Raw genomic sequence first — 16576 nt, forward strand, 5'->3', positions numbered from 1 at the left:
ATATATTTGTTTTTTAAGTTTAAAATTTGAAAGTGCAAAGGTACAATTTTTAAAAGAGAATTGATTCTTGAAATGTTATAGTTGTGTGAATGTTCACACGCTAATCAATTCTAAAATATAGTAATGAAAATGCTGTTGTTGGGAACGACGCTAATAATTTAGTGTATAACCAATAGTTATCACTGTTTAGTGCTGTGACTTATGCTTGTGAATTTTAGTAAAAAATAACGTCGTGTAACACAACATTATAACGCGTAACGATAAAAACCTTATAGGCTTTAGGTTGGTTTTAATTTAATGCAAATGGTGCACTTAATTTAAAAGACGGGATATAAACTTTAAATTTATTAGTCTTAGAAAGATTTATCATGTTGTAATGGCCTTGCATAGCACCAAAAGGTGATGTTAAAAGGCAACCAGAATTATAAGTGTGAGAATCTCCTGGTTTCAATACAGGTTTTTTTCCAATAACACCTTCGCCTTCAATGATTTCTTCGTTGTTAAGGGCATCTAAAATTTTCCAATGTCTGGTGTTTAATTGTACAGAATCCTTACTTTGGTTTTCAATAGTTACTTTATAGCCAAACGCAAAATGCACCTTATAATTTTTATAAAATGTACCTTCAAAATTGGTTTCTACTGAGATTTTAATCCCGCTTGTAACTTGTTGTACCATATGCTCTATAGATTATGCTATGCTAAAATAGTATAATTTTTCAATGAACCACTATAAATCGCTGAAGTGCTTATAATTTTAACAAAAACGAGATTTGGAACGTATTTTATTTTCAAAACAAGATAAAATAACGTGTTTTATTATCAAAACAGGACCTATTATTAATTGGTAATGTTTGTAGATGATGCTTCACCGTAACCCACTAAACGATCAAAGCGCGCTCCAAGATCTCTATAGTAGACTAAGACTTTGTAGTTGTTTTCTGTTTGCCAAAAATTTCCACTAATCGCGCCTTCATCAATAGCGCCAGATTCTTTATCCACTAAAACATATTTGTAATTATAGAATCCTTGTTTTAATAGCATAATGTTTTCATAGCGCTGATATACTCCATTTTAGTTAAAGGATCAATAGCGTATGCATTAAAATTACCATAAATATGAACGTCTTTTGTCTTTATTTCATCGTGCGAAAGTGAAAAATGAATCATAGTATAGTCGGCTTCAACATCCACGTTGTCTGTATCTATCGCAGTAATCAGAAAATTTCCATTGATATCAGGATTGTAAGTGTATGGTAAGTTTTTTCTAGAGATATTAGTGTATAGATAGTTATTGTAGAGATCTTTTAACTGAATAAACTGTACACCAACATTAGCAGATCTCACGTCTTTATTTTCAAAAAACCAATATTCATTTCCGGCCCAGAATGATGATTCCGTATCATAGCGATATATAAGTTCATTTCCTAAGGTATATTGCGGTTTTAATCCAGAAATAGACGTGTTAAGGTTGTTATTTTGAATTATTAATGTTTTAATGTTGTCTAGTGGGTTATTTAGATTAGTGCCATTTGTAGAGATAACGATATCCACAGATTGTTTTTCTGCTATAACTTGTACATCTCTAGAGCGTTTTACGCTAACACCTACGTTTAGGAAATCTTCGTACACCATAAATTTTCTGCTGAACATCAATTCGTCATAGTCATCATAGATAGAAATCATATAATTGCCACTTTTTAATAATGCTAATGTTTGTGTATTAGGGATTTGTAAATTGTAATGCGAATAAATTTGATAGGTGTTAAAGGAGTTTTCGTAAGTTAATATACGTTGATTGTCTAGTCCTTTAAGGTATTCAGACTTTACCAACGCAGAAGGTGTCCAGTCGTAATTAAAATGTTCAATGATGTAATAAAAGTCTTCTTCATTAGCAGTAAGGGCATCAAATTCTAATTCTAAAGTTTCTCCAAGATTTAATATAGGAAGTTGTCCTTCAGTGGTATTGCTTTTAAAAGTGATGGTTTTAATAAAATCAGGCGGATTTACTTCTTCTGTTGCTTGAGCTTGTATTAAAGTTGGGCTAAATATGAATAATAGAAAGTATAAAATGTTTTTTTTCATCATTTAAGGTGTGTGATGCGTAAAGATAATCAAAATTCATACCTTTAAAACACTTGGCTTATTTATAATGATTACAAATAAAAAAAGATGCAATTGTTTCAACTGTTTTTTTAAGCATTAATTCGTAAATTTGCACGGATTTTTAGATAACTAATCTTTAGTATATGTCAAAAGACATCAAAATTAAAAAGGGCTTAGATATAAAGCTAGTCGGTGAAGCCGAGAAAGCAACGGAAAATGCTATTATTAGTAATTTCTATTCTATAAGACCTGAGGACTTCCACAGTATTATTCCAAAATTAGTAGCAAAAGAAGGCACACGCGTAAAAGCAGGTGAAACATTATTTTACAATAAAGATAATGAGGCTATGAAATTTGTTTCACCGGTATCTGGTGAGATTACAGAAGTACAGCGTGGACCAAGACGTCGTATAGACGCAATAAAAATAACTGCAGATAAGGAGCAATCTTATGTAGACTTTGGTAAGTTTGATTTAGCTTCGGATGCTGAGAAAACAAAAGCACACTTATTAGCTTCTGGTTGTTGGTCATTTATTAAACAACGTCCATATGATGTTGTTGCAAAGGCAGATGTAACACCAAAGGATATTTTTATATCTGGTTATGCAAGTGCACCTTTGGCTGCGGACTTAGATTTTACCTTAGCTGGTAAAGAGGCTGAATTACAAGCTGCAGTAACCGCTTTGTCTAAATTGACAACGGGAAGTGTTCATATTTCAGTAGGAAAGAATTCTAATTCGCCATTAGCCAATTTGCAGAATGCAATGACTTATAAGGTTTCTGGGCCGCATCCATCAGGTAATGTTGGGACTTTAATCAATAAAGTAAATCCTGTAAATAAAGGCGAAGTGGTTTGGACAGTCAATGCACAAGATCTTGTGATTATTGGAGAGTTGTTGTTAACAGGGAAGTTTAATGCAGAACGCATCGTGGCTTTAACAGGATCTTCAGTGAAGAAACCAAGATATTTTAGAACAAAATTAGGTTCGGAAATTGCGACCATGGTATATGATAATGGTGTAGAAAGAGATGGAAATCATCGTTTTATATCTGGTAATGTATTAACAGGGAAACAAGTGGCACCTGATGGGTATTTAGATTATTACAGTAATGTGATTTCAGTAATTCCTGAAGGAGATGATTACGAGTTTTTTGGTTGGAATAAGCCGATATTTAATAAAATTTCTACATCGAGAGCGTTAACCTTTTCTTGGTTAAGTCCTAAAAAGAAATACGATTTAAATACAAATACAAACGGTGAGCATCGTGCATTTGTAACGACAGGTACATATGAAGAAGTATTCCCTTTAGATATTTATCCGATGCAAATTTTAAAAGCATGTATGTATCAGGATTTAGATGAAATGGAAGCATTAGGTATGTATGAAGTGGCACCAGAAGATTTTGCATTGACAGAATTTGTTTGTGTGTCTAAACAACCGCATCAAAAAATTATAAGAGAAGGATTAGACTTAATGCTTAAAGAGATAGGATAATGGGTTTAAAACAGAATTTACACAATTTTAGACAAAAGAATAAGGATAAGAAATGGTTGCCTGCGTTTTCAGCAATACATACATTTTTATTCTTACCAAATGAGACCACACATAACGGAACTCATATAAAGGCAGCCGACGATTTAAAAAGAACAATGAACACTGTTATTATGGCAATGGTTCCTTGTTTAATCTTTGGAATGTTTAACGCAGGTTATCAACATCATTTAGCATTTGGTGAAATCACACAAGCAACAGGAGGCTTTTTTAGTGCAGAATTTTGGACACTAGATAATTTTTCTGTTGGATTTTGGAAAGTTATTCCTTTAGTGATAGTATCTTATGTTGTTGGTTTAGCAATAGAAATTTTATTCGCTATTAAGAATAGCCATGAAGTAGAAGAAGGCTATTTGGTAACGGGTATGTTAGTCCCACTAATTATACCAATCGATACACCATTATGGATGTTGGCAGTAGCTGTAGCGTTTGGTGTAGTGATCGGTAAAGAGGTCTTTGGAGGTACAGGAATGAATATTCTTAACCCAGCATTAACAATACGTGCATTCTTGTTTTTTGCTTATCCAACATGGATGTCTGGTGATAAAGTATGGGTACATGGTGCAGTAGAACAAGATCAATTAATTGCAGCTGGTAAAAACGTAGATGCTATTTCTGGAGAAACCATATTAGGTAGCTTAGCTCAGAATAAAGGGGCTAATTATGATATCATGGATATGTTTTTTGGCTTAATACCTGGTTCAGTAGGTGAGACGTCTACACTGTTAATCTTATTAGGCGGTTTATTTTTAATTTTCGCTAAAATAGGAAGTTGGAGAATAATGCTGTCTTCAGTCATTGGTGCATTAGTCATGGGATTAATTTTTAATGGTGTAGTTGCTCAAGAATGGATTACGGAATCAAGCAAATTCTATGGTTTAATGAGTACAACGTTTTGGCAACACTTATTAATTGGTGGATTTGCATTTGGTACTGTGTTTATGGCTACAGATCCTGTAACAGCTGCTCAAACAAATAAAGGAAAATGGATATATGGTTTCTTGGTAGGATTTATTTCTATAATGATACGTGTATTTAACCCAGCATATCCAGAAGGTGTAATGTTAGCTATTCTGTTAATGAATGTGTTTGCACCAACAATAGACCACTATGTGGTTCAAGGAAATGTAAAGAAAAGAATGAAACGTGTAAAAGCTAAAGTTGCGTAATCATGGAACAAAGAACAGATAAAAACTCATATACTATAATTTTTGCCGTAGGTATGGTATTAATTGTAGGCGTAATATTAGCGGGTATTTTTTCATTGACTAAGCCAATAATTACGGTAAATGAAGAGATAGAAAAGCAACAAAATATTTTGTATGCTATGGGAGTTAATGAAAATGAAGGTACAAGTGCTAATTTTGTATCAACGGAAGATGCTCCAAAACTATTTAAGCAATATATTAAGAAGCAATTAGAAGTACAAGGAGGTACTGCTGTTGAGAATGATGATGCTTATTTAATTGACGTTAAAAAACAACAAGCGAATGCAAAGAATGGAGGCGTGAGAAAGCTACCTTTATTTGTAGGCGAGAAAGATGGTAAGACATTTTATATTGCACCAATACGAGGTAAAGGACTTTGGGATGCTATTTGGGGTTATGTAGCCTTAGATAAAGATATGGTTGTTCAAGGCGCTTATTTTGATCATAAAGGAGAAACGCCAGGACTTGGTGCAAACATTAAGCAACGTTTTTTTATGGACGATTTTAATGGAGAACATTTATTATCAGACGCTGGTGTTTTTAAAGGAATCACTGTAGCAAAAGGTAATGCAGATCCTAAAAATAACGACAAAACAGATAATGAAGTAGATGCCATTGCAGGTGCTACAATTACTGGTGATGGTGTTACAGCAATGATCAAAAAAGATTTAAAGTTGTATTTACCTTATTTTGAAACTTTAAAAGGAAACTAAAACATGGGAAAAGACAGTAGATTAATATTAGACCCATTAGCAGATAACAACCCAATTACAATACAAGTCCTTGGAATCTGTTCTGCTCTAGCAATTACAGCCGAATTAGAAGCATCTATTGTGATGTCTATTTCAGTGCTATTTGTATTAGGTATTGGTAACGTCGTTATTTCTTTAATGCGTAACATCATTCCTTCAAAAATTAGAATTATTGTGCAGCTTATCGTTGTTGCAACCTTAGTAATTATTGTAGATTTAGTACTAAAAGCTTTTGCTTATGAGTTAAGTAAAACACTTTCTGTATTCGTAGGTTTAATTATTACTAACTGTATCATTATGGGACGTTTTGAGGCCTTTGCTTTAGGAAACGGTCCTTGGAGATCCTTTTTAGATGGTATTGGTAACGCTTTAGGATATGGTGTAATACTTATAATTGTAGGATTCTTTAGAGAATTATTAGGATCTGGAACCTTATTAGGTTTTCCTGTATTAGGAGATCCAATTGAAAAAACAGGGTTATATGCTATAGGCTATGAAAATAACGGATTTATGTTATTATCACCAATGGCCCTTATTGTTGTTGGAATTATTATTTGGATTCAACGTACAAGAAATAAAGCATTAATAGAAGACTAAATTTGGTTGCTAGTTGCTAGTTGTTAGAGAAGAAATTAACAACAAACAACAAACAACAAACAAAGAAAATATATGGAACATTTAGAATTATTTTTCAAATCGATATTTATAGATAATATGGTATTTGCTACATTCTTAGGGATGTGTTCTTACCTTGCAGTATCTAAAAAAGTGTCTACAGCCGTTGGTCTTGGCGCTGCAGTAATATTTGTATTAGCTATTACAGTACCGCTAAACTGGTTATTAGATCAATATATTTTACAACCAGGCGCATTATCGTGGTTAGGTGAAGAGTACGCAGCATATGATTTAAGCTTTTTATCTTTTATTATGTTTATTGCGACTATTGCAACCATGGTACAATTGGTAGAAATAGTGGTAGAGAAGTTCTCGCCTTCATTATATAATTCATTAGGTATATTTTTACCTTTAATTGCAGTTAATTGTGCTATACTAGGTGGTTCTTTATTTATGCAATCTAGAGAAATTGAATCTTTAGGCTTAGCCTTAAATTATGGTGTAGGATCTGGTATTGGATGGTTTTTAGCCATTTTAGCAATTGCGGCTATTAGAGAAAAAATTAGATATAGTAATGTACCTCCTGCATTAAGAGGTTTGGGAATTACATTTATTATTACTGGATTAATGGCCATTGGTTTTATGAGTTTTGGAGGAATGCTTACAGGTGGAGATGAGGAAGCTAAGCCTAGTTCTGAACCAACAACTACGACCATAGAAGTCATAAAAGAAGAGATTAAAAAAGAAGAAGCTATTCTTAAGTCTGATTTAGAAATAGCTGAAAATACAAACAAGTAATTGATTAGTATGATGATATTAGCTGCAAGCACAGTCGGAACCATAATTGCAACAGTAACAGCCTTTCTTGTTGTTACATTAATCTTGGTTGCCTTATTATTATTTGTAAAACAAAAATTGTCGCCTTCTGGTCCTGTAACCATTAAAATTAATGGTGAGCGTGAAATAGAAGTGGGTTCTGGTGGTACGTTATTAAGTACACTAGGTAGCCAAAAGATATTTTTACCATCTGCATGTGGTGGTGGAGGAACGTGTATACAATGTGAGTGTCACGTATTATCGGGTGGAGGAGAAGCGCTACCAACAGAGATCCCGCATTTTACAAGAAAAGAATTAGCGCATGGAGCGCGTTTATCTTGTCAGGTTAAAGTAAAGCAAGATATGGAAATTACGATTCCAGAAGAGGTTTTTGGAATTAAGAAATGGGAAGCTACAGTAGTTTCAAATTATAATGTGGCTACATTTATTAAGGAATTTGTAGTAGAAATTCCTGAAGATATGGATTACAAAGCTGGAGGATATATTCAGATTGAAATTCCAAATTGTGAGATCAAATATGCTGATATGGATATTTCAGCACATCCAGAAGACCATCCAGGTGAGCCAGATAAGTTTGAAGCAGATTGGGATAAGTTTGGCTTACGTCCATTAGTAATGAAAAATGAAGAGCTTGTAGAAAGAGCATATTCAATGGCTTCGTATCCTGCAGAAGGAAGAAAAATTATGCTTAATGTACGTGTGGCGACACCGCCTTTCGATAGAGAAAAAGGAGGTTGGATGAATGTTAATCCAGGTGTTGCTTCATCATATATATTTAATCAAAAGATTGGAGATAAAGTAACGATTTCTGGACCTTATGGTGAGTTCTTCATTAACGAATCAGATTCAGAAATGTTATACGTTGGTGGTGGTGCTGGTATGGCTCCAATGCGTTCACATTTATACCAATTATTTAGAACGATTAAAACAGGTCGTAAAGTAACATATTGGTACGGTGGACGTTCTAAAGCAGAATTATTTTACATCCATTATTTTAGAGCATTAGAAAAAGATTTTCCAAACTTTAAATTCTTTATTGCGTTATCTGATCCTACGGAAGCTGATAATTGGCAACTTAAAAAGGATATAAATGATGAGTCTGGGGATGGATTTACAGGATTTATTCACCAAGTTGTTATCGATCAATATTTATCTAAGCATGAAGCTCCAGAAGATATCGAATTGTATTTTTGTGGACCGCCTTTAATGAACCAAGCGGTTCAGAAAATGGGTGAAGATTTCGGAATTCCGGATGAGCATATTAGATTTGATGACTTTGGTGGTTAGAATTATATAGCGATATAATTTTATAATCAAAAATCAAGACTTATAAAAAGCCAGTACAATGTAGTAGTACTGGTTTTTTTATTTTTATTCTGTAATTAAAAACACTGCAGTGGTATTACCAATATTAAGTACCTCATGGGTTGTTACACTGTCTTTACTAAATGTATAACCTGTTGGCACATTAATTTCTCTTGTACCAGAATTATCAGTAATTCTAAATTTTCCGCCAACTAAAGTATAGCCAAAATGAGGATTGTGGTAATGTTTTTCATGTCCAACGCCTGGTTCAAACGTACATTTTAATACTCTTAATTCTTCATTCTCTTCGAGGACTTGGCAAACGGCTTGACCATTCCAGCCTGCTTCAAGAGGATCTGGTAGACTCTTTTTTTCTTCACAACTTAAAACGAATAACATAAGTGAACAGAAAATTGAAATGGTAGTATTGGATTTCATAGTGGCTAAAGTTACATAAATTCAAAATGTATATAACAAATGCTATCACTATTCCGTTGTATAAATTATGAAGAAAGGTTTACTCATTTTAGTAGCATTGATAACTATAGCTGCAGTAGCGTTGCAATTAAAACCAGCAAAAAAAGCTGTTGATATGGTTGCTGCAGTGGTAGAAACGCCAGGTTTAGTTAATAAGGATAGTTTAACCATTGCTACACGCGTCAATGCGCCTAAGGACTATAAACGCGTCAATTATCCTAAAGGAAGCTTTGAAGATTACCTAAGAAATTACACATTAAAACCTTTTGAAAGTAAAATAATCAATTATGACAATACCGAATACTTTTGACAAGGAGGACATATTGGGATATTAGAAGTCCCAGTGCCAAAAAACGGATTACAACAATGCGCGGATGCCTTAATGAGAATGAGAAGTGAATACCTCAATGCTTCACTGTAAAATGTCCAGTTTTAATTTCCCCGTTATTATATTCAACTTTGAACCAATAATCATTAGTTGGTAATTTAATACCTTTTACATTTCCATCCCATCTAAAGCCATTTTGTTCATTTAACGATGCTAGTAATTTTCCATATCTATCGAAAATTTCTGCTGTTTTAATGTTATAATTTTGAATCCCCTTTATATACCAAAAATCGTTAATTCCATCATTGTTGGGAGTAATAAATTTAGGGTAGCCAATAAGGAATATATTTTGATCAATTGGTTCTTCACAACCATAAATATCTCTTACATATATAGTGTGTTCACCCGATGGGACGTGATAAAAGGTATGTTCATTATTATTAATGAAATAATTAATATTGTCAATAGAATATTCATATTGTTCATCGCTGTTGGCATCTAGTTGTACCGTTACAGTGTTATTATCGTAATTCAATATTGTAGTAATGTCTATAATATTAGGTGGTACTATTTGGTTCAAAGTAAAAGTTTTTGTTGTTGAGCACTCAATACCATTTACCATTTGATAGGCAATATGTGTGTATATTCCTTCTGAATTAGGCGTGAATTGTTGTAAAGTAGACAACAGTTGTCCATTACTATTTCTCCATTCAAATCTAGTATTTGAATCTAAACCTGAAAGCGTAATTGGATTATGTGGACAGAAAGCGTATTCGTCAGACAAAGATACTTGTGGAATAGGGTTAACAATAACGTTAATAGGGGCAATTCCCATGCAAGTATTATCACTGTCATATGCTCTCATCCAAATGGTTGTAGTAGTAGAATTTAATGTTGCTCTAATTACATTCTGTGTAGTTTGAGCATCTAATAAGCTAGGATACATTTCTAAAATTATAGAATTAGAATACCCTAAAAATTCTCTGATTTCACTTCTTATATGAAGCATATCAAACATGCCAATATTATTATCAATTATGCTATCCGAATCTTCACATGTATAAAAATCTGGTAAATCAATTAAATCTACATAAGGAGCTCTAATAATAAATGAAGTAATTGAGTAGCAACTATTATTGTTTAAACTCTTGACATAAATAGTTTGGTCTGGTGTTAAATTAGTATAGTTATCTGGATTTGAGATTGCATTTTGATCATTTTCTGCATCTTGGTATGATTCAAAAAAAATGAGTTCTTCTTCCAATTCAGGGTCAGTGATTTTTTCTCGAATGTTAAAAAGATTAAAAACAGATATCCCATCAGTATTATTATCACATTGCACTAATTCTTGATTACTTGTTAAATTTGGTCTAGGATGTACAGTGATCTTTTTCGAAGTTGTTATTTCTCTGTCATTTACAGTTATTGTTGCAGTAATTGTATAGCTTCCAGGGTTAGTATATATATGATTAGGAGAGATTTCTGTAGACGTATTTCCATCTCCAAAATTCCAAACTGCACTCAAAATATTCGAATAAGTATCTACTTCATAATTTACTGAAAAATCTTCACATATATTTTTTTCAATAATTCTAGTTCTAAAATAGGATTGAATAAAATTAGGTAATCCCAATCGAGATTTATTCACGGAGAGATCAACACCATTATTATTATAAGACGCTTCAGCACCTAATTTATTTGGGTTTTCTATTACACCAATGTTATTCATTCCAATACTTTCTTCCTCAAGCAATGCCCTGTAAATTTTACCATTTTTAGCCAGCTGTAAACTGCCAGGAATTTTAGTGCCACTTTCATAATCTAAAATAAATACGCCGTCTAATGCTGAATAATCAGTAAGATTGTATTGTCCAAGTAAATTAGTTTTCAATGGTACTGTTGGATCACTTCCAACCCCGTTTTGATGTCTTAAAGTAACGTATAACTTTTCTGAGTCATTTGAAAATTCTATTCCATATGCTGATACTATTGCAAATAAAGCTTGGGTTGTGAAAATATTTATAGGGATACTAACAACACCAGTTTCATTATTAAAGTTTGATAAAAAGAGATGGTTGACAACACTATCTTCAATAAAATTGGTAATTCCAACTTTTTTACCGTCAGGAGAAAATTTCATAATTCCTTCTACCTGTCCATTAAAATTAAAGTTATTGGAAATAATTGGATTGCTAATGGAGCCATCAATATTGACTTTATATGCGTAAAATGAAGTGTAGACGTCATCATCATTTTTTTTAGTGGTTAAAATCCAAATAGATTGACCATCACTATGATGAACTCCAGTTATTTTTCCTACGCCTAAGCCGGTTAACAAAGGAATATTCATTAGTGTTACTTCCCCTAATCCATTATTTAGTGACATATCGACAATTGAATAATGTAAGCCATCAACACCGATTGTAAATACGTAATATTGATCAGGAATATTATTAATTGGGACTATTATGGAATTTTGATCTGCATTTTTATTACCTAATAGACCAGTTCCATTGTTCATTAAAACATTATTTCTGTTCCAAATATTTTCACTATCCGTATAAAAGAGTAGGTCTCCGTTCTTATTTGAAATACTAGCACAACCTGCTGGTGATAACATTGCGCTATAATTTAATGTTTGCGGTAAAAGTGGCTGCGAGAAATTTACATCAGAATATTCCCCAAATAGCCAATTGTTAGTTTCATTATTTTGAGCATAAATTGATATGCTACAAATAATTGCAATACAGTAGAGTAGGTTTTGTTTTAGAAATTTTGAATTCAAAACACTATTAAAAATTAATGTTGGCATATGAGGTTATATTTGAGGAAAGATTTTAGTAAACCTTAAATATAATTAATATAAATATAAGAAAATGTTAATTGTTTATATACACGATGAAGTGATGAAAACTTTAGTCATATCCTATTTATACTCCATAATCAGATATACAGAAGTGGTTTCTCCTATATTTAAGACTTCGTGAGAGGAAATAGAATCTTTACTAAATGTATAACCTGTTGGGACATTAACTTCTCTAGTACCAGAATTATCAGTAATTCTAAATTTTCCGCCAACTAAGGTATAGCCAAAATGAGGATTGTGGTAATGTTTTTCATGTCCAACGCCTGGCTCAAACGTACATTTTAATACTCTTAATTCGGCATTCTCTTCGAGGACTTGGCAAACGGCTTGACCATTCCAGCCGGCTTCAAGAGGATCTGGTAGACTCTTTTTTTCTTCACAACTTAAAACGAATAACATAAGTGAACAGAAAATTGAAATGGTAGTATTGGATTTCATAGTGGCTAAAGTTACATAAATTCAAAATGTATATAACAAATGCTATCACTATTCCGTTGTATAAATTATGAAGAAAGGTTTACTCATTTTAGTAGCATTGATAACTATAGCAGCAGTAGCGTTGCAATTAAAACCAGTAAAAAAAGCTGTTGATATGGTTGCTGCAGTGGTAGAAACGCCAGGTTTAATTAATAAGGATAGTTTAACCATTGCTACACGCGTTAATGCGCCTAAGGACTATAAACGCGTCAATTATCCTAAAGGAAGCTTTGAAGACTATCTAAGAAATTACACATTAAAACCTTTTGAAAGTAAAATAATCAATTATGACAATACCGAATACTTTTGGCAAGGAGGACATATTGGGATATTAGAAGTCCCAGTGCCAAAAAACGGATTACAACAATGCGCAGATGCCTTAATGAGAATGAGAAGTGAATACCTTTGGGATAGCAATAGAAAGGATGAAATCGGATTTAATTTTACATCTGGTCATTATTGTTCTTGGCAAAAATATGCAGAAGGTTATCGTCCAAAAATTAACGGCAATAAAGTAACGTTTCAAAAAAAAGCGAACGCTGATTTTAGTAAAAGCAATTTTTATAAGTACTTAAACTTAATTTATATGTATTCTGGCACGTTATCGCTTTTTAATGAATTAGAGTCCGTAAAAGCCAAAGATTTAAAGATCGGTGATATGTTAATTAAAGGTGGTTCTCCTGGTCATATAGTGATTTTAGCTGATGAGGTGGTTAATGAAGAAGGAAAAAAGCTGTTTCTCTTAGTACAAGGAAATACACCAGCTCAGAGTGTTCATCTTGTAAAAAATCTAGAGGATAATGTTATATCACCTTGGTATCAATTGGAAGATGATGTTGTGGTTTCTGTTTCTAATTATACATTTAGTAGTTCAAAATTTGTGAGGTTTAAATAGCAACTTTGTATCTTTGTTATATGAGTAAACCGTTAACACCTCAAGAAGTACATAATCTTGCTATGAATCATGTTGGCAAGGACCTAGAAGCACGTGGTTTTGAATTTGTAGCGATAAACAGTACATTAAAAAGGCATCCACAATTTGTATGTATTGATAAGAATAGTCAATATTACTTTGTTATAGTAAGGGCTGTTATCTTACCCGAAAATCCAAATAATTACGATGTCGTTTGGATGGAAACGTTTAAAAAACACGCCTATGAAAAAGACGCAAAAGTGCTTTATGCAGGTGTAGGACTAGGAAATCCGGCTGGTGAGGATTTGCCAATTCATTTAAATGAAGAGTATTTAATTGAATATAACGGTATACAAGTCATTGAAATGAATTTGAATTAACATGAGAAACTTCATATTTCTATTTGTACTATTGTTATGTAGTTCTTGCTCTGATGATATACCTCAAAACATAAAACTTTCGGGACCAATTTTCGGTACCAATTTTAATATCCAGTACTACTCGGAAGACAATATAAACTATACCAAACAGATTGATAGTTTATTTAATGTGGTTAACCGTTCGCTGTCTACCTATATCAATGATTCAGATATCTCTAAGTTAAATAGAAATGAAATCACCAAGGTAGATCGGCATTTTCAAACCGTATTTAAAGCATCTAAAGTCATTTACAGAGCAACTGAAGGTGTTTTTGATCCTACAATTGGAAATGTGGTTAATGCATGGAATTTTGGTGCAGAAAAGAACAAATTCTTAACAGATAGTACAACCATAGACCGTTTAATGCGCTTTGTAGGATTTAATAGGGTTGGAATAGTAGAAGGTCATTTAAAAAAGCACAAGGATAGTTATTTAGAGTTTAATGCCATTGCCAAAGGATATGGTATAGATGTTATTGCTAATTTTTTAGCCGCTAAAGGTGTTGAAAATTATTTAGTAGATATAGGAGGTGATTTAAGAACGGCTGGTATAAATTTTGAAAGTAAAAAACCTTGGACAATAGGTATAGATGATCCCAATTTTGAAGGCGAACAAACGTACTCTAAGGTGATCACATTACAAGGTGAAAGTCTTGCAACATCTGGCACCTACAGGAAATTTAAAATTGATGATAAAGGCAATCGTTACGCTCATATTATTAATACAAAAACAGGTTATCCTACAAAAACGAATATACTTAGCGTTTCAGTTATTGCACCAGATTGTATGACAGCAGATGGCTATGCTACGGCATTTCAAGCTATGGGAATCGATAAGGTTAAATGGTTTTTAAACGCACATCCAGAATTAAGAGTATACTTCATTTTTGAAGATGAAAACAAAGACTTGCAGACCATGAGTTTAAATGGTTTTCCTTAATTCTCTCAGAGTTTTTTTAACATAATTTACATAACAGCCCTAATATTGGGTATGGTATCGAAAAAATTAATAAACCACTCATAGTTTTAGTAGTTTGTTGACCTTTAGTAATATACCATCGTTTTAATAAAAATTATGAAAACAAAAATTACAATTTTACTTCTTGCTTTTACCTTGCCTATTACAATGTTTTCACAATCAAATAGTGAAATAGCTAATGTTTATGTAAAACGAGCAGAAGCCTTGTTTATTAATTCTGATTTAGATAGATCTTTAGAGATTTTTAACAAAGCTCTAAAGTATATGGATAGTGTACCCAACAGTCGTGTAGCTAAACTAGGGACATTATTACATTTTGAACATAAGCAATTTTTTGAAGCCCGTTCTTATGCCAAATGGTATTTTGATTTAGAAGAAGATAAGACCACTGAGGATTATAATTTTATGTTAGAAACATATGTTAACATTCAAGAAGAAATAGATAATTATATTATTGAGCAAAAAGCATTAGAAGCTAAAAGACTAAAGGAAGATAGAGAAGCAAGACGACTCGATTCATTAAATAAATTATGGCATTCTAAGTCAAAAGCATTTAATATAGCGATTGACAGTATTTATACATTTAACAAGCACAACTTAGCTGTTTTTTCTAAGGATGGGCAACTTGGAATTATAAATGACGTTGGTGAAGTTATAGAAAAACCACAAGATTTTAGTCAGTATATAGCCTATGATGGCTATTATCTATTACTAGATAAATTAGTTAATCCTACTAAGATTTATGCTTTTCATTGTAATAGTAAAGACGGTTTTTTATTGCCAAGTATCTCTAAGTTTAATTCTAGCTCTAAACACTATGGTAAAGTGATGTTACCAAGAGCTAACGGAATGTTGGTAACGTATCCTAATAACGTAAACAAAGCTTTTGTTTATGATTTAAAAAGTAGAGCTGTAAAGGCTGATATTGATTTAAAAGAATTTTTAAAGACTCTAAAGAAAAACGATATCATTGAAAAATTTAAGGATGAACAAATTCGTGTAAATAAATTGTGGCTAACCTTAGGTGCTGAGATAGGTGCTGGTTTTTATGAGTTATATGAAAATAATGAGCGTTATGGCTATATAAACACATCAGATGGTAAAGTGTATGATGTGAGCTATTATAATTTCCTTGGCGGTTTTAACAACGGTTATTTTGAATTAATTGAAGATGGAAAGCGATTTTGGTTAGATACAGAAGGCGTTAAGCGCGATAACATGAAAGATGAAGCTGGTAATTATCAAGGGGATTCTAAATTTATTAAAAAGCCAGATGGCAACTATAATATTATTCAAAGTAGAGATGGGAAAGATTATTTAATATTAGGCGAAAAAGCGCTAGTAAATCAAGATGATTTTATAAACGAATAGTCTAAATGGTTGAGGACGATATTTATATTACAATTTTTATTTAAAAAAATTAAATTTTAATGTGACCTATTAAATAAATCTGTTTCTAAAGAATAAGTACTATAGATACTTAATTATAAAAAAAGTTGTACCAGGTTAGGGTGGTGCAGCTTTTTTTGATTTTGTATAAACATGCGTATGAATAACATATCTGTTAAAGATAACTAATTGAAAAAATAATTTTTATTTTTTAATTATTCATTTGTTTTCTTAGTTATAAAATGAATTTTAAATAAATGCATACATCTGACATTTAGAAGTTAAAATGTGTTTTTTAGAAGTTTAAGTAAAAATGCTAAGTGCGTTTAGTTTATATTAGTCGTCTGTTAAATAGA

At 32.3% G+C, this 16576-nt stretch carries 15 protein-coding genes and 1 pseudogene; 11 read left to right on the forward strand and 5 right to left on the reverse strand.

The genetic code is table 11. The features are described 5' to 3' along the window. Positions 1-289: 289 nt before the first annotated feature. Complete coding sequence (gene apaG, locus HNV08_RS12485; protein ID WP_173281664.1) at positions 290-676, reverse strand: Co2+/Mg2+ efflux protein ApaG; 387 nt, start codon at positions 674-676, stop codon at positions 290-292. A 161-nt stretch (positions 677-837) separates the two neighbouring features. Beyond that, positions 838-2081: pseudogene (locus HNV08_RS12490) on the reverse strand (type IX secretion system plug protein). Between the two features lie 164 nt (positions 2082-2245). Here HNV08_RS12490 and HNV08_RS12495 point away from each other — a divergent pair. The 6 genes from HNV08_RS12495 to nqrF all read left to right on the forward strand — a co-directional run bounded on the left by HNV08_RS12495 (position 2246) and on the right by nqrF (position 8354). Then, entirely contained in the window at positions 2246-3598 is a 1353-nt protein-coding gene (locus HNV08_RS12495; protein ID WP_173281665.1) for a Na(+)-translocating NADH-quinone reductase subunit A, read from the forward strand. Beyond that, on the forward strand, positions 3598-4824 hold the full coding sequence (locus HNV08_RS12500; RefSeq protein WP_173281666.1) for an NADH:ubiquinone reductase (Na(+)-transporting) subunit B: 1227 nt from the start codon (positions 3598-3600) through the stop codon (positions 4822-4824). The genes HNV08_RS12495 and HNV08_RS12500 overlap by 1 nt, the downstream gene beginning before the upstream one ends. A gap of 2 nt (positions 4825-4826) precedes the next feature. After that, positions 4827-5576, forward strand: coding sequence for a Na(+)-translocating NADH-quinone reductase subunit C (locus HNV08_RS12505; protein WP_173281667.1), 750 nt, complete (start codon positions 4827-4829; stop codon positions 5574-5576). A gap of 3 nt (positions 5577-5579) precedes the next feature. Further along, complete coding sequence (locus HNV08_RS12510; RefSeq protein ID WP_173281668.1) at positions 5580-6212, forward strand: NADH:ubiquinone reductase (Na(+)-transporting) subunit D; 633 nt, start codon at positions 5580-5582, stop codon at positions 6210-6212. A 72-nt stretch (positions 6213-6284) separates the two neighbouring features. Continuing rightward, positions 6285-7028, forward strand: a complete 744-nt coding sequence (gene nqrE / locus HNV08_RS12515) for an NADH:ubiquinone reductase (Na(+)-transporting) subunit E (RefSeq protein WP_173281669.1) — start codon at positions 6285-6287, stop codon at positions 7026-7028. A 12-nt stretch (positions 7029-7040) separates the two neighbouring features. Then, positions 7041-8354, forward strand: a complete 1314-nt coding sequence (gene nqrF / locus HNV08_RS12520) for an NADH:ubiquinone reductase (Na(+)-transporting) subunit F (RefSeq protein ID WP_173281755.1) — start codon at positions 7041-7043, stop codon at positions 8352-8354. A gap of 84 nt (positions 8355-8438) precedes the next feature. Here nqrF and HNV08_RS12525 read toward each other — a convergent pair whose 3' ends face one another. After that, positions 8439-8810, reverse strand: coding sequence for a cupin domain-containing protein (locus HNV08_RS12525; protein WP_194242013.1), 372 nt, complete (start codon positions 8808-8810; stop codon positions 8439-8441). 67 nt (positions 8811-8877) lie between these two features. Between HNV08_RS12525 and HNV08_RS12530 the strand changes: the two genes are divergently transcribed. Then, a complete protein-coding gene (locus HNV08_RS12530; RefSeq protein ID WP_173281670.1) occupies positions 8878-9159 on the forward strand; it encodes a DUF4846 domain-containing protein in 282 nt (93 codons plus the stop codon). Between the two features lie 94 nt (positions 9160-9253). On the opposite strand, the gene HNV08_RS12535 is transcribed toward HNV08_RS12530, so the two are convergent. Both HNV08_RS12535 and HNV08_RS12540 read right to left on the reverse strand, forming a co-directional pair. Further along, on the reverse strand, positions 9254-11797 hold the full coding sequence (locus HNV08_RS12535) for a T9SS type B sorting domain-containing protein (protein WP_173281671.1): 2544 nt from the start codon (positions 11795-11797) through the stop codon (positions 9254-9256). Between the two features lie 306 nt (positions 11798-12103). Then, positions 12104-12481 carry a cupin domain-containing protein gene (locus HNV08_RS12540; protein WP_194242014.1) on the reverse strand — a complete coding sequence of 126 codons (378 nt, stop codon included), beginning with the start codon at positions 12479-12481 and terminating at the stop codon, positions 12104-12106. 67 nt (positions 12482-12548) lie between these two features. On the opposite strand from HNV08_RS12540, the gene HNV08_RS12545 reads away from it, so the two are divergent. From HNV08_RS12545 to HNV08_RS12560, 4 genes are all read left to right on the forward strand, one after another. Then, positions 12549-13415, forward strand: a complete 867-nt coding sequence (locus HNV08_RS12545) for a DUF4846 domain-containing protein (protein WP_173281672.1) — start codon at positions 12549-12551, stop codon at positions 13413-13415. Between the two features lie 20 nt (positions 13416-13435). Then, a complete protein-coding gene (locus HNV08_RS12550; RefSeq protein WP_173281673.1) occupies positions 13436-13813 on the forward strand; it encodes a Na(+)-translocating NADH-quinone reductase subunit F in 378 nt (125 codons plus the stop codon). Position 13814: 1 nt separating this feature from the next. Further along, complete coding sequence (locus HNV08_RS12555) at positions 13815-14792, forward strand: FAD:protein FMN transferase (RefSeq protein ID WP_173281674.1); 978 nt, start codon at positions 13815-13817, stop codon at positions 14790-14792. A 135-nt stretch (positions 14793-14927) separates the two neighbouring features. Next, positions 14928-16202, forward strand: coding sequence for a hypothetical protein (locus tag HNV08_RS12560; RefSeq protein WP_173281675.1), 1275 nt, complete (start codon positions 14928-14930; stop codon positions 16200-16202). Positions 16203-16576 lie beyond the last annotated feature (374 nt).

It is taken from the genome of Winogradskyella eckloniae, from assembly GCF_013249045.1.
In the GTDB taxonomy this organism is placed as follows: Bacteria; Bacteroidota; Bacteroidia; order Flavobacteriales; family Flavobacteriaceae; genus Winogradskyella; species Winogradskyella eckloniae.

What these genes read in the sequence shown, in the direction of transcription:
- HNV08_RS12505 (WP_173281667.1), top strand. Translation starts at nt 4,827, where the DNA reads ATGGAACAAAGAACAGATAAAAACTCATATACTATAATTTTTGCCGTA.
- HNV08_RS12510 (WP_173281668.1), top strand. Translation starts at nt 5,580, where the DNA reads ATGGGAAAAGACAGTAGATTAATATTAGACCCATTAGCAGATAACAAC.
- HNV08_RS12545 (WP_173281672.1), top strand. Translation starts at nt 12,549, where the DNA reads ATGAAGAAAGGTTTACTCATTTTAGTAGCATTGATAACTATAGCAGCA.
- HNV08_RS12525 (WP_194242013.1), bottom strand. Translation starts at nt 8,810, where the DNA reads ATGAAATCCAATACTACCATTTCAATTTTCTGTTCACTTATGTTATTC.
- HNV08_RS12495 (WP_173281665.1), top strand. Translation starts at nt 2,246, where the DNA reads ATGTCAAAAGACATCAAAATTAAAAAGGGCTTAGATATAAAGCTAGTC.
- nqrE (WP_173281669.1), top strand. Translation starts at nt 6,285, where the DNA reads ATGGAACATTTAGAATTATTTTTCAAATCGATATTTATAGATAATATG.
- HNV08_RS12550 (WP_173281673.1), top strand. Translation starts at nt 13,436, where the DNA reads ATGAGTAAACCGTTAACACCTCAAGAAGTACATAATCTTGCTATGAAT.
- HNV08_RS12560 (WP_173281675.1), top strand. Translation starts at nt 14,928, where the DNA reads ATGAAAACAAAAATTACAATTTTACTTCTTGCTTTTACCTTGCCTATT.
- HNV08_RS12555 (WP_173281674.1), top strand. Translation starts at nt 13,815, where the DNA reads ATGAGAAACTTCATATTTCTATTTGTACTATTGTTATGTAGTTCTTGC.
- HNV08_RS12530 (WP_173281670.1), top strand. Translation starts at nt 8,878, where the DNA reads ATGAAGAAAGGTTTACTCATTTTAGTAGCATTGATAACTATAGCTGCA.
- HNV08_RS12500 (WP_173281666.1), top strand. Translation starts at nt 3,598, where the DNA reads ATGGGTTTAAAACAGAATTTACACAATTTTAGACAAAAGAATAAGGAT.
- HNV08_RS12540 (WP_194242014.1), bottom strand. Translation starts at nt 12,481, where the DNA reads ATGAAATCCAATACTACCATTTCAATTTTCTGTTCACTTATGTTATTC.
- apaG (WP_173281664.1), bottom strand. Translation starts at nt 676, where the DNA reads ATGGTACAACAAGTTACAAGCGGGATTAAAATCTCAGTAGAAACCAAT.
- HNV08_RS12535 (WP_173281671.1), bottom strand. Translation starts at nt 11,797, where the DNA reads ATGTTATCACCAGCAGGTTGTGCTAGTATTTCAAATAAGAACGGAGAC.
- nqrF (WP_173281755.1), top strand. Translation starts at nt 7,041, where the DNA reads ATGATATTAGCTGCAAGCACAGTCGGAACCATAATTGCAACAGTAACA.